Origin of the sequence: Candidatus Desulfatibia sp., from assembly GCF_036446775.1 — a bacterium.
Lineage (GTDB): Bacteria > Desulfobacterota > Desulfobacteria > Desulfobacterales > UBA11574 > Desulfatibia_A.
Genome location: NZ_JAZFTO010000083.1, coordinates 1 through 13,391 on the forward strand (window position 1 = coordinate 1; position 13,391 = coordinate 13,391).

At 47.2% G+C, this 13,391-nt stretch carries 10 protein-coding genes; 4 read left to right on the forward strand and 6 right to left on the reverse strand.

Features of this window, described 5'->3' with window-relative positions; all coding sequences use genetic code 11:
- The coding region (locus V3S16_RS03605; RefSeq protein ID WP_413883309.1) for an adenosylhomocysteinase at positions 1-858 on the forward strand (858 nt) is incomplete at its 5' end.
- A gap of 232 nt (positions 859-1,090) precedes the next feature.
- On the opposite strand, the gene V3S16_RS03610 is transcribed toward V3S16_RS03605, so the two are convergent.
- The 5 genes from V3S16_RS03610 to V3S16_RS03630 form a co-directional block, all read right to left on the reverse strand.
- Positions 1,091-1,879: a FecR domain-containing protein gene (locus V3S16_RS03610; protein ID WP_413883310.1), complete on the reverse strand. Its 789-nt coding sequence runs from the start codon at positions 1,877-1,879 to the stop codon at positions 1,091-1,093.
- A 126-nt stretch (positions 1,880-2,005) separates the two neighbouring features.
- Positions 2,006-3,163 (reverse strand): hypothetical protein, encoded by a 1,158-nt coding sequence (locus V3S16_RS03615; RefSeq protein ID WP_413883311.1) that lies wholly within the window; start codon positions 3,161-3,163, stop codon positions 2,006-2,008.
- A 225-nt stretch (positions 3,164-3,388) separates the two neighbouring features.
- Entirely contained in the window at positions 3,389-4,225 is an 837-nt protein-coding gene (locus V3S16_RS03620; RefSeq protein ID WP_413883312.1) for an LPP20 family lipoprotein, read from the reverse strand.
- A 79-nt stretch (positions 4,226-4,304) separates the two neighbouring features.
- On the reverse strand, positions 4,305-5,474 hold the full coding sequence (locus tag V3S16_RS03625) for an LPP20 family lipoprotein (protein ID WP_413883313.1): 1,170 nt from the start codon (positions 5,472-5,474) through the stop codon (positions 4,305-4,307).
- A gap of 301 nt (positions 5,475-5,775) precedes the next feature.
- The gene (locus V3S16_RS03630; RefSeq protein ID WP_413883314.1) at positions 5,776-7,902 is read right to left on the reverse strand and encodes a GNA1162 family protein; all 2,127 of its coding nucleotides are present in this window, start codon (positions 7,900-7,902) and stop codon (positions 5,776-5,778) included.
- 535 nt (positions 7,903-8,437) lie between these two features.
- On the opposite strand from V3S16_RS03630, the gene V3S16_RS03635 reads away from it, so the two are divergent.
- Both V3S16_RS03635 and V3S16_RS03640 read left to right on the forward strand, forming a co-directional pair.
- On the forward strand, positions 8,438-9,214 hold the full coding sequence (locus V3S16_RS03635) for a FecR domain-containing protein (protein ID WP_413883315.1): 777 nt from the start codon (positions 8,438-8,440) through the stop codon (positions 9,212-9,214).
- On the forward strand, positions 9,214-10,782 hold the full coding sequence (locus V3S16_RS03640) for a carbamoyltransferase C-terminal domain-containing protein (RefSeq protein ID WP_413883316.1): 1,569 nt from the start codon (positions 9,214-9,216) through the stop codon (positions 10,780-10,782). The genes V3S16_RS03635 and V3S16_RS03640 overlap by 1 nt, the downstream gene beginning before the upstream one ends.
- A gap of 453 nt (positions 10,783-11,235) precedes the next feature.
- Here the strand turns inward: V3S16_RS03640 and V3S16_RS03645 are convergent, their stop codons facing one another.
- Entirely contained in the window at positions 11,236-12,621 is a 1,386-nt protein-coding gene (locus tag V3S16_RS03645) for an ATP-binding protein (protein ID WP_413883317.1), read from the reverse strand.
- Between the two features lie 484 nt (positions 12,622-13,105).
- Between V3S16_RS03645 and V3S16_RS03650 the strand changes: the two genes are divergently transcribed.
- Positions 13,106-13,264, forward strand: a complete 159-nt coding sequence (locus tag V3S16_RS03650; protein ID WP_413883318.1) for a hypothetical protein — start codon at positions 13,106-13,108, stop codon at positions 13,262-13,264.
- The last annotated feature ends 127 nt before the right edge of the window (positions 13,265-13,391 follow it).

Genomic DNA, 13,391 nt, shown 5'->3' on the forward strand with positions numbered 1-13,391 from the left:
CATTCCGAGCGCCCGGAACTGCTTGGCGGGGTACGCGGCGGAACCGAAGAAACCACTACGGGTATCATTCGTTTAAAGAGCATGGCTGCGGACGGAGCCCTGAAATACCCGATCATAGCGGTGAACGACGCTAAGACCAAATATTTGTTTGATAACCGCTACGGTACCGGCCAGAGCACCATGGATGGGATCATCCGGGCCACCAACCGCTTGATAGCAGGCTCCAATTTTGTGGTTTGCGGTTATGGATGGTGCGGCCGGGGGCTGGCTCTGAGGGCCCGCGGCATGGGAAGCAACGTGGTTATTACCGAGGTTGACCCGACGGCCGCGCTTGAAGCGGTCATGGACGGTTTTGCCGTAATGCCCATGCGGCAGGCAGCCCGAATCGGTGATTTTTTCTGCACGGTTACCGGCAATATCAACGTCATCCGCCAGGAACATTTCAAGATCATGAAAGATGGTGCCATTGTATCTAATTCCGGCCATTTTAATGTTGAACTGGATCTTGAAGGGCTGGGAGGCATTACAAAGTCTAAACGCGAGATGAGGCCCCTGGTGGTAGAACACCTCCTTGAAAACGGCAGGCACATTAATGTTCTGGGGGAAGGACGGCTGATAAATCTTGCGGCCGCCGAAGGTCATCCATCCAGTGTAATGGATATGAGTTTTGCCAACCAGGCCCTGAGTATCGAATATATGGCAAAAAGTAAAACATTGTTTGAAAACGAAGTCTTTCCGGTTCCCGAGGCAATCGATAAAGCCATTGCCAAAGAAAAACTGGCTGCCATGGGTGTTAAAATCGACAGGCTGACGCCTGAACAGAAACGGTATCTGGCGTCTTGGAGTATGGGCACCTAATCCCAAAAAGTTTAAAGTGCCTAAACTGATCGGTTCTAGGTTCAGGGTTCAAAGGTTCAAAGGTTATAACATCTTGACATTACTTAACGTTAAAACTCAATGTCAAGATTGGTTTATCGCACCCATTGGGTGAGAATTGCTTGCCGCCTCTATTGAAGCGTAACTCTTTTGAATTGAGCCTGTTAGGGCTTATCAACCCGGAACCTTGAACGTTGAACCGCTCAACCTAGGTTCATATGTCGCCGAGGATCTCGTCGCGCTGCTTGTTCCAGAGCACCCAGTCGTTCAGATCCTCTTTGATGTCAAATCGGAACGGTTTTGTGACGGTGCCGTCCGGTTTGATATTTATCTGTTGCAAGGACTTTACAATATAGGTCCACTCTTCCATGGATACGGGATGGGGGCCTTTCACAGGATAGGGGCCCGCCACCGGTAGCGGTGTAAGTTCCATCATTTTTCCGGGCTCGGCCGCTTCTTGTGCCTGCTTGCGGTTGTTAACAACAACCTCACCCCAGTAAACTTTTATCATAACGGAGCCGTCCTGGTTAACGTTCAGCCGGTAAACTGTACCGCGCACCCCGGCGACCGCAGTTCTGGTAGAGATTGTAAAACGCCCTCGTCGGCCGAATAACCGGGACACCTTGGCCCACGTCTTCCCCAGAATCATGCTGATGCTGATGTTGCGTTTCTTTTTTTGAACGTCATAAACAGCTGAAACCAATTCGAAAGTTGTCGACTCACCATATCGGACATAACTGCCGTCCGGCATTTTGAGCTCTATCCTCGATTTTTTACCCGTTGTCACGCGGTCGCCCTTGGACAAAAAATCTCCGTCAAACAAGGGCTTGGCTGCGGTCGCACCCTTTTTTGTCCGCTGGGCGCTTCCTTCCAGCATGCTAATCACTGCTGTTCCGCTTCCAATTGCAATTGAAACCGCTTTGTTATCAGCGTTTGCAGGATAAGGGATCATAACAAGGCAAGCCAGGAATATAACTATCGAATTTATTTTAAAAAGTTTCATTGCAGCGACTCCACTATAATGTTTCCAATCCCTTAGGGTATTATATTATGAAATAAAATCGTGTTACGATTTTATATTTCATTTGAATTCATCCCGCGCTGCAAGCAGCGGGGGATGAATTCAAATTTAAAGTTGTGTTTTCAAGATCCTAATGCTTAAAAGGGCTTCAGCTCCTGAAACCGGCTCCATGGGTGCGAACTCACCGGTTGCGGCATCTTTAGTTTCCAGGATATTGCGAGTGGTGCAGACCATGGCAGCATTAAAAAACGGAAGGTCGTTTCTTACGTCCGGAAACGGTGATGCGCTGCCGATAAACTTGGTGGCAAGACTATCATCTCCGGAGATTTTTATCAGGATATCCTCGATCATCATGGCAAATTCAGCTCGGGTTATGATTTTTCCGGGCTCAAAGGTATGATCGGGACCGGGCTGCAGCCCTTTAATCCCGATGGCAATCACCGCATCAATATCAGCTTTGAGAACATGATCCTCAATATCAGTGGCCGGCGGGGTTTTTACATATTCACCGGCCGCAAATTTCTTTGTCGGGTCCTGAAAAGCAGTATCGTATTTCTTTGGTGTTCGTTTCTTGAAAAGGGTATCGATTTCCAGCTCTTCGATAAAAAGAGCCGCAGCATCGGCACGCGTGATCTTTTCGAGCAGCGCAATTTTTTTCCCAACCACGGAACCGGGCATTGCTCTCTGGATTTTTTGAACAATAGCATATTCTGTGTCCGCTTCTTTAACAAATCCTTTATCAAGCTCAAGAACTTTGGTGAAATTAGCGGCGGCCTTTTGGAATTTGTACGAGTTTTTATAAGCAACCCCCATGTAGAAATACGGTGCCGGCAGATCAGGGATGTATCTGATCGCATAGTTAAATCTGGTATTTACCTCTTTTAGCCAATTCTTTTTCACCTTTTCCCGGCCCTTGATATAAAGCCGCATGTACCCGACATTGAAGGCAACTTTTTGCTCTTTGCCATCGGCATATCGCTGGGCCGTTTTCATAGCCTTAAAGCCGTTGTCAAATTCATCCCTCACGCCGTACACCAGACCAAGACCCACATAAGCCGGCGAATACTTTGGATCCAGCTCCTTGGCCCGATTAAACTCACGAAAAGCGGCATCTAATTTCCCGGACTTAAGCAGCTTATGGCCGTTTTTGACATGGTGCGCGGGAGTATCAAATTCTGCCTCCGGCGCTACTGCCTGCGGCCCGCAGGCAGACAGAAAAAGTATGCAGAGGCCGACAATGACAAAAAATAATTTTCTGGAAACCATAATTCCTCCTTAATCGAATACTATAAAAACTCTTTATGTTTTATACGTTAAATGCAGAACTTGGGATTTTATGTAAAAACTTTCTTTCATGGCCACCCCGCCTTACGGATGGCGGGCAAGTAAGGTACCAAGACGCGAAGAAAGGATAATAAATATATTCTTTGTGTCTTGGTGCCTTTGTGGCAAATGTTTTTGGTTTTCCGCCTCCGGCGGATCTGAATCAGGTTAGTCAACCACAATCATAACCCGGCATTTTTTCATGAAAGAAAGATTTTCCGACGCACTTCTGAGCACGGATGCGTCCGCATTGCTGATTACAATATCGCTATGTCCGGCGCCTTCTACTCGCAAACCTTTTACTATCAAAGGATTATCTGTAACCCTCTGATTTGTGCGGGCGGCGGCAACGGTTTTGGCATACCCGCTCATGCCTTGCTGCACAGCATATTCACGGCTGACAAACGCGGATCCATAAACTTCCTGGCCATTCTCATCCAGTACTTTCGGAGACATGGCAGGCCGTGCGCGCAGCCCTCTGGCATCGACTATCAGCCCGGTATAAACCGCTGATGAACTCTGCACCGGCACCAGCGGTGTGATCGACTCCAGCGGTTTGATCTCTTCGGGTAGAACCAGTTGAGAAAATCCACCCCGCAAATCCATCTGCAATGTAATTTCCACCGTACCATCAGAAAGATATTCCTTTTTAACAACCTCGGCACCCTGGACCATACCCTCGACCTTGGACATAATGACGTCGCTTTCAACGGCATAGTCCCTTACGACTGTAGTGCTGTTGATCCTGACACCCCTAACCACTTCAAGGATGTTGCGATAGGCATCCAGCTTCGCAGCCCTTAAAGCCATAGGGCGGGCACTGGGTTTGCCGTACAATTTTTCTGGAGGAGCCCCGATGCCTGTGGCCTGGGCAATTCCCTTGCTCCAGTTAATTGTGCCTTTGTCTCCTCGCTCAATAAGGTCCTGACCCTGCTCTGCATACCCACTAAGGGGAATTGCAAGCAGAACCACAACTACCAAAGCAAAAATTGACTTACTCTTCATAATACCTCCTTGTGCCTTACTTTATGAACCGTATTTTTTCAGATAATATTTTGTGGAAAATAATAATCACCGGTACGCGTTAAAAGACAATCACCACTTTGCCGGCGGCCAGGAAGGCATCCGGAACATCCATAATGGGTTTTAGCGTGCTGTAAGCTTTGTCGTCAACTTCCAGGCTGCGCTTACCCTTCCAGGTCCCCTTGGCATTGATGGTGTAGGGAAGTTTGCCGACGCGCGCGCTCTGCTGGGCTCGTCCGATTTGGCGATAATAGCGGACATAGCCTTTACGGACCACTTTTTGCAAATCAATATAATCACCAGGGTAAAGCAACTCTCCCTTGGCAAAAATTGCAGGCTTTAGACAGGGCCTAAAACCTGTGTCCCGGGCATCAATCACCAGGCCGGAGTAGATAACTTCGGTTTTGGATTTAGCGGCCTTGATGGGGGGGGCAGGTTTGGCCGTAGACTCCACCTTCGACAAACGACCGGCCATCTTATCGAGCCTGGAGGCAAGTGCTGCCAGACGGGCTTCCTGATCATCGAATTTTTTATTCAGATTTGCAAGTTTATCCTCCGAGGCGTAACCGGCCTGAATTATCATGGGACGGCTGGCCGTATAATCCATCCAGGCTTCCACGAACCGCCTAAAGAGCAGAATCATCTCTTCCTGCTGGTGATTTATCTGTTTTAAACCGGCCAGCTTGTCTTCCAGGGCTTTGACGCGATCCTCCAAACGCCGGATACGCGCGTCCACCTCTTGCGAGGGCAACACCCCGGTGGCAGGGCCCGGGGGCCGGGCCGCAATATTGATGAGCGCTTCTCCCAATGGACCCGTAAGCGGCATACTGACGACCACCTCTACCGTACCATCGGACATATACTGTTTGTCATCCACGCTGGAATTCTGAATAATGCCCTGGACCCTGGCAACGATGGTGTCGTCCCGAACCATATAGTTAAGCACCTGGGTAACAGAATCGATGTGAACGCCCTTGACAACTTCCAAAAGGTTGCGGCGGGCATCCGTAATGGCGGCTCGCAGGGCCAATGGACGGGCCTGGGGTTTACCATAATATTTTTGAGGAGGAGCTCCTATTCCTCTGGCAATGACTTTTTGCCCGACCCAGTCAATGGTTCCGTGATCCCCTACTCGTTCCATAGCAGGGTTCTGGGCCTGGGAGGGTTGCCAGAAAAAAAGTGTACCCACAACGATCAGGGCCAGCCATCTATATTTCACACCGGATTTCATAGGTACCTCCATTCTTTACCCTATAGTTGCATAAAATTATGTATTCGATCTAGACCGTTACAACGAAAACCATTGCCCGTATTGGCTGATTCTGGATACTGGATACTGGCCTCCGGCTCGTAGAGAACCTACGCCTCGGAGAGATACTGGATGTTTTTGGACTTCACTATTAGAGCATTCCTGAATATCCAGCATCTAGTATCAAGCATCCAGCATCCAGCATCGATCTCGTAAAAGCGACTGTCTTGCGGCTATCCTCATAGTTAGTTATACAGATTAATGCAACGTTAGTTTACTTTGCTCATTTTGTCGGGCAGGGCACGGTCGGTTTGGCCAGTGCCGGTTTCCACACGACTTCACCCAGAAACCAGTCTGCGTCGGGATCGGAGCGGCCCCAGTAGTTACCCGTAAGATCGATCTCCAGGGGAGTGTAACTCTGAACCTGGAACGGATTGTTATCTTTGAAAACATTATTGCGAATTACCGGCGCCAGACCTTCGCCCTCGATCACGATGGCGCCCTGGCCTTCGTTGTCCGCAAATTTCGAACAAGAAATATTCGGTTTGGCATTATCCTTTAGATAAAGGCCGGCTTGCGAGCTGTTGGTTATAGTCGCGTAAATGATAGACGGAGCGCTGTTGTCTATGGTCAGACCGGTTGCAGCCCCTTCAATAGTCACATGGCGCAGGACGGAACGTTTGGCACCCTCCAGGACAACTCCCTGCCAGGATCCGGGCTCGCTTGCGCTTGTTTGCGGAGCAAAATGGATGGGCTTGTTAACCATGCCGTAAGCCAGAAAGTCACCTCCGACGACTTTCAGGGCCGTATCCGGGGCAAATAAAATTTTGACACCAGGCTCGATGTAGAGCACACCGCCGGAGGTAATCGTCAGATCGGAAAGTACCGTATAAGGATTTTTGTCGGCCACAAGCAGAATTTTTTCCGCGATAACTCCACTCAAGGCCGGCCCCGGCTGCGGCAAATCATAAAGGCCCGGTTCGGGCAGGGGTACAGCTTCGATATGCTTGCTGAAATCGCCGGCATTGGCCGCCTTATCGAAAGCTCTGACCTGGACGTAAATCCTGGTAAAATTGGGCAAATCTTCAATGATAGCTTCATTTTTTTCGCTTTCCGCCACCAGGCTGTAGCCGCTAAGCGGCGTTGAGCTTAACCATATTTCATACCCGGTCAGATCCTCCTCAGGGTTCAGAGACCAACTCAACTTTATCTTGTTGTCCAGAGATTCCGCTGTCAGCCCCGTGGCAGGCTGGGGCGGAAGGCCGTCAATGTCCAAAATATTAGCGGCATCAAGGGCGGTTCCCTGGGTGCCTGCCGGGCTGACCAGATATCCTTTTGCCATCATACCATAAGCCTGTTCCCCGGGTTCCACCGTGTATGTGCCTTCATAGATTTCACGTGAAGCCAGCTCCTCTTTAACGGCGGCGAGGAGTTCCGGGGTCAGTGTATGGCCGGTATCCTTGTAGGTCTTTTTGATGGCCTCCAGCACCTCGGTCTGCAGCGCCTGTTTCACATTGCCGGACACGGGAGCAAGTTCGATGCCCGACTTGAAATCGCCCAAGTCCACGTAAGCCGAATTGTTGGGGTCGCCAATAAGTCGAAAGGCGACTTTTTTCCCGATCGTAAACGGCTTGCCGGTATTCATGGCGGCAAACATATCGATCCGCGGTGGGGGTACCTGGGCAACCCGTTCTGATTCCGGCAAATCGATGGTTGAAATAATCTCCCGGAAGAGATCGTCGGTCTGGCTCATCATTTCGGTGGCACGCAGGTTCCAAACGGCTGCAACGGTGGCGATGACAAGACCAATGGGACTGACGGACAGACCACCGGCATGCGCCCGGGAGACGTGTTTGGCGCGCCACAAAAGATTGCCGGTCTTTAAATCCCACATCTTTACTTCGACACCCACGGATATCTGGGAATAGATGCCCACGAATATCCGATCAAAGTGGGTTACGCGTCCGGTAATGACAGCATCCACCCCTAAAATGCTTTTAAGTTTTTTGGGGTTTTCGGCAATGACGGCTTCGATTTTGCGGATATCCTTAAAACCGGCGTTCTTGAGAAGCTTGTCGGTGTTATAAAGCTCCAGGTCTCTGAACGGCAGGGAAGCAATGTGATTGTACATTCCCCTTCGTACCACACCGGCGGGGTTTTCAGATTCGAAATCAATGGAATAGCTTTTCGCATCTAAACCCTTAAAAGGAAGGACCGCCAAAGATTTTGGTTTGCGTTTCTTATAATACTCGGTATTTTCGAATTCTCCTTTAAAACTTTTAAAAGCCTCACTCGTTGCTATTATTCCTATTGCTTGATCTGTGGAGATATCCACAGCCGCACAGCCCATAAAGGCCGCCGACGCCAAAAACACCATAAGGACGAGCAATCTGAGTAGAATTTGTTTCATAGCGAAAACTCCTGGATGATTGAAAGTTTTGGGTTCCATTTTTACTGAGGCTTGTTGGTGGGGAAAATAAAAGGCCTCCTTGATTTGTGGTTATCTTTTAACCTCGTACGCTTGACCATGACTAAGTCTTGATACGGGGCATGAAACTATCTTTTACGATAGAACAACACCTAATTGTTTGTCAACGGGAAACGGATGCACATTCACGATAACAGTCATTAACCATTGAGGATTTATGCTTATATTTAGTAAAAATTTAAGCTTTAAGTATTTGTAAATACAATGCAAAAAAGCCTGACCCCTGGGGTCGGGCTTTGGTTTGCTCCTGTCTTAGATCCCGGTTGTTCACGGGGAAAGGGCCTGCTTTCCTGCAAATTGAACAAGTTCGAAGTGCCTAACACCTAAAACTTAATAAGTTAAGGCTTGTAAAAACTAATAAGTGATGAATTTGATTTTTAATCCTTTTGTGATATTGTAGCCTCATTATAATGGTTTCTTAAAAAGTAAACGGCCTTTAACCCTTTGGGACACTAAAATGAATTTTATCAAAAAAATTCTCCCGGTCATACTATCATTTCTGCTCCTGGGATCTTATCCTCTGCTGGCCCGGACTAAAGCCGTTAAGATTAAAATTGGTGTAGGAAAAGCAGTGGTTACACTGCTTAAGGGAGATGCTTCACTATTTAAAAAAGGAGTGAAAAAACCCCAAGCTTTATCCAAGGGAAGTCTTTTAACCCAGGGGGATCGTGTCACCACCGGTATTAAATCCAGAGTTGAAATAAAATTGCCGGATAAGAGTTTTATCCGTTTTGATGAAAAGACCACTTTTGTGCTTGAAGCTGTCGCTTATGATAAAAAAACCAAAAAAAGGGATATTAATATTAACCTCATCCTGGGCAAGACCTGGGCCAAAGTACCTAAGTTTTCCGGTTCAAAAGGGCGTTTTGCCATTACCACCAAGACATCGGTTGCCGGAGTGCGCGGTACCGATTTCAGGATGAATGTAAACAAAGACAATTCGGCTGTACTAAAAGTTTACGAAGGTGAGGTTGTCGTAAGCAAACGCAAGCATACTAAAGTAGCAAAAACAAAAGCAAAACTCGAAAAACCGACACCGGTTGCAGGGCCTCGGCCGGTAGCCGGACCCCATCCGGTATCCATGGAAGAGTGGACCTATATTGTAAAGTCCTTGCATCAAATCAACATCCGACCGGACGGCACAGCCGCAAAGCCGTTCAGATTTGACATTGCTAAAGATCTTAACGACTGGGTTCGATGGAACCGGATGCGGAATAAGCTAATAGGGGACTAATGCGGATCCTATCCTTGTATTGCGGGCACGACGCCAACTGTACTTTGCTGGAGGACGGTGAAACCATCGTCGTTCTGGAAAAAGAGCGCTTGTCTCGAAAGAAGCACGATCAGGGCGTCATGGACATGGATGTAATTCTCGCACAATACGGTTGGGATCCGGAAACAATTGATATCATAGTGATTAACCCCTATCTGCGGCCCACATCCGATGGGCGGCTGATACCGTGGCAAATACAGGGTGATTCCTATGAAAGTAATCCCGCTTACAAGCAAAACGGGTGGGTGGGACCGGTAGAAGACCGTTACAGCAAGCATCGTATTATGATGTTTGATCGCTGGTATGATTGCTATGCTGTTGACCATCACTTAGCACATGTGGCGGGCGCGCTTTTTACATCGCCATTTACAGCAGCCGGGATTCTGACGGCTGACGGCGGGGGTGACTATCGCAATTGCGCCTTGGCCTATGGCGGCGACAACAAAATTCATGAGATCGAATATGGCTGGGGTTATGAGAGACCCGGTCGTATGCAACTCAACATTGGCCGCACGTGGGCCTCAGTCGGTGAATATAATTTTGGCATGCAGCGTCTGGAAGGTGCCGGAAAACTCATGGGGCTGGCAAGTTACGGTACACCGCAGGATGAAATTAGCGACACGCTTAAACAGCAAATGCTCTTCCACCCTTTCTCCCCCTATCCCAAGGACGAATGCGGACGACTAAAAGTAATCAAGCTGGATCCAAAGAGCGAGTTCGCACAGGATGTATGTGCATCGCTGCAAAAGATCACAACAGACTACTACCTGGAAGCCGCCTTGCGGATGCGGTCCTGGCAACCGGTTAAGCGTCTTATTATGACCGGCGGATGTTCCATGAACTGCATTGCCAATACCGCCGTTCACAAAAGCGGCATATATGAAGATACCTGGGTGCCGGCACAGCCTCATGACGGCGGATTGAGCCTTGGGCAGGCTCTTTTCGTTTGGCACCATATCCTTGACAAACCGAGAACGCCAAGGTCTTGGAGCCCTTATTTGGGAACCGACGTCGGTGACATCAGCCCGGAAGTTATTCCGGACATTGTTCGTTTCCTACAAGCAGGCAAGAGCGTCGGCCTATGTTATGGCCGAGCAGAATCCGGACCGCGTGCCCTTGGTCATCGCAGTATTCTGCTTGATCCCCGCATCCCGGACGGCAAGGAGCGCTTAAACCAGCATGTAAAACATCGCGAATGGTACCGGCCCTTTGCACCCATGGTACTGGGGAAGTGGGAGGTTCCGAGCAAATACATGTCCTATATCGCTAACACCAATGCCGTTGAAATACCTGCGGTAACTCACGTAGATGGAACCAGCAGGCCGCAGATCGTGGAAGAGGGGGACGATCCGTTCATCGTCAAATTGTTGAAGATGTGGCACGCAACAACGGGCTGCAATTCGATTCTGAACACTTCCTTCAACTGCCAGGAACCGCTCGTGGATACCATTGAACAGGCTCGCGCAACCTGGAGCCGGACAGGGCTGGACGTGCTGGTATCGCCGGAAGGCATTGAAATAAAGAATTGAGACCTTTGAAAAACGTCCCCTTTTGCTCTCCGAGGCGTAGGCTCGCCTCTACGAGCCGGAGGCCCAGAGGACCAGGCTTTGATTTCACCCCATAGGGGTGCACATATCTCAAATGTCGTAAGTTAAATTCCAAATAACAAATATCAAATATCAAACAAATCACAATAACCGAAAAAAGTTTAGGAAGTGGAAATTCCAAATAACAAGCATCAAATTACAAACAAATATCAATGACCAAAACTTCAAATAACAAACCAGTATATGATCTTGAAAATTTGTGGTTTGGTGCTTGTAGTTTGGAATTTCCTTGGAATTTGGTGCTTTTAGTTTGGAGCTTGTTTGTTTTTTGGTGCTTGGAATTTGTGATTTTAGACACAAAACTCCAAGGCAGAGCCAAATATCTCTGACCTAGCCCAAGGACCAGGTTTTTCAGGACATAATCAAGGAGATGTTTTATTTTAAATTCTTTTTTGCCAATTCCGTGGGCTTCGTACCAGTGAACTTCTGCCTCACAAACCGTCCGATGACGTCATCAAGTCTTGATAACAGGTAATACGGAATGGAATAAAGGTAGTATTTTTTTCCTGATGGAAGCTTTATCTGATCGATGCGGATTTTGCCGGAATAGACACGAATGGCAAATGGATGATGACTGTTTTCCATGAACAGATTTAAGGATTTCAGTTTGCCGGTCTTCCCGCTCTTCACTTCGATCGGGATAATCACGTCTTTAAAGGGATAAAGAAAATCCGTTTCGGCAGCCCCTTTTTCCCGTATCCAGAATCGAAGTGACGGTGGCTGGAATGCCTGTGCAACGATTTCCTGAGCCACGACCTGTTCCGATATTTTTCCCTGAAATACATTGTCCAAGGATTGTTTGCTGAAAAATTCCTTGAATCCAATCCGGTAATTCACCAGCCCGACATCAAGAAAAAAAAGCTTCGGGGCTTTTCGCAGTTTTTCAATAACCGGTATGTGGGTTGATACGGAAGGTCTTGAACGATACACGATCAAGGCGCGTTCAAGCACATCAAACGCTTCTTTCATTTCTCTTGATCGGAATGAGGACTCTCCGAACTTTTCATATGTAATCCGTTCACCGACATATAAGGGCGCCCGGTCTATCGTATGGGTTAAATATTTTGCTTTCGCCAAATTTGAATATTTCTCGACATCTTCAATGTATCCCATGTAAATAGCGTCATAGATTTCCCTCACTGCCGAATAAGATCCTGTTTCCCCATAAGTGGCAAGGGCTTCCGGCATGCCGCCAACGAATGCATACGTGTTAAACGCGTCAAGCATCAAATCATGAAGGGAAGATTCTTCCAATACATCCGGTTGCAACAGTTTTTCAGCAAGGAGCGGATTTTGTGCTTCAAGATATTCCATAAACGTTACAGGATACATAAAAAGATTCTTGACCCTCCCGACAGGAAAAGAAAAACCTTCTCTTTTTGAAAAAACTTCCAGAAGTGAACTGGCGGCAATAACGTGCAAATCCTTTACATCTTCATAAAGGTATCTGAGCGATTGCACAGCTTCTGCTGAATGTTGAATTTCATCAATAAATAAAAGGGCACTCTTTGTATCTATTTTTTGGCCTTTATAGAGTAAAATTCGTTCAACAAGTTCCCGGCCAGTATTGAAACCGGAAAAAAGATCGCGTTCTTGCGGCCTTTCAAGGTTGATGTCGACAAAATGATCAAAATTCTCGGCGAATCGATTGACAACAAATGTTTTTCCAACCTGCCTGGCCCCCCGCAAAACAATCGGCTTCCTGTTTGCGGCGTTTTTCCAACGCATTAATTCCGATTCGATTTTCCGTGTAAATATCACTCACCACTCCCCATGTTATAATTTACCCCTGATTTATTACACTTTATGTATTATTATTGGGGATAATATTGACATTTGTGCATCTATTTGTCAAGGGAAAGAATTGGATAAAATGTTACCCTATGAGGTAGGAAGGTGTGAAATTCTCTCTATCATAGAATAATTAAAATACCTGTCATGTCCACTATTCATTTATATGGTTATGGTGCACTTTGAATTCGAATTCACCCCTGACCCCCTTGTCTTGAATGGTGCAACATAAAAAGCTGAAATAACTTAAAAAAATTCTTTAATCACTGATCAAGGTTTGACCCCAATCCCTTCAAACCCTATTCAGCATAGCCCACGATTAAAACCCATATATCCCTAAATGAAAACTCAATTGTTATGCCAATATTCCAGGCTTTTCATATTTTCATTTGGTGCTGTTTTGGTATTTGCTCTTAACCAATTAAATTGATACAAAGACAAGGAGGTATGTAAAATGAATGATGATTTTATCGATGACGGTGATTTCGATGACGGCTTTGACGATGGTGACTTTGAGGATGATTCTGATTGCGGTTTCGGTATGGATGACAGCTTAAATGCTGAGATGCAGGATGATTCAGAACAAGAGGACAACGGCATCGACATTGGATAGGAAGAGATCGCCATGTTTGGAGCCCTGTCAGAGGAAATAGCTGAGGAGGAAAAAGAACGCCGTAGAATAGAGCGTAAAATGAATAAGGATAAGGATCAAAACGATATTTAAAGAATTCAAGCTAATT

Bases quoted from the DNA above. Each gene is read 5' to 3' on its own strand.
- V3S16_RS03610 (WP_413883310.1), bottom strand. From the start codon at position 1,879: ATGAAACTTTTTAAAATAAATTCGATAGTTATATTCCTGGCTTGCCTT.
- V3S16_RS03615 (WP_413883311.1), bottom strand. From the start codon at position 3,163: ATGGTTTCCAGAAAATTATTTTTTGTCATTGTCGGCCTCTGCATACTT.
- V3S16_RS03620 (WP_413883312.1), bottom strand. From the start codon at position 4,225: ATGAAGAGTAAGTCAATTTTTGCTTTGGTAGTTGTGGTTCTGCTTGCA.
- V3S16_RS03625 (WP_413883313.1), bottom strand. From the start codon at position 5,474: ATGAAATCCGGTGTGAAATATAGATGGCTGGCCCTGATCGTTGTGGGT.
- V3S16_RS03630 (WP_413883314.1), bottom strand. From the start codon at position 7,902: ATGAAACAAATTCTACTCAGATTGCTCGTCCTTATGGTGTTTTTGGCG.
- V3S16_RS03635 (WP_413883315.1), top strand. From the start codon at position 8,438: ATGAATTTTATCAAAAAAATTCTCCCGGTCATACTATCATTTCTGCTC.
- V3S16_RS03640 (WP_413883316.1), top strand. From the start codon at position 9,214: ATGCGGATCCTATCCTTGTATTGCGGGCACGACGCCAACTGTACTTTG.
- V3S16_RS03650 (WP_413883318.1), top strand. From the start codon at position 13,106: ATGAATGATGATTTTATCGATGACGGTGATTTCGATGACGGCTTTGAC.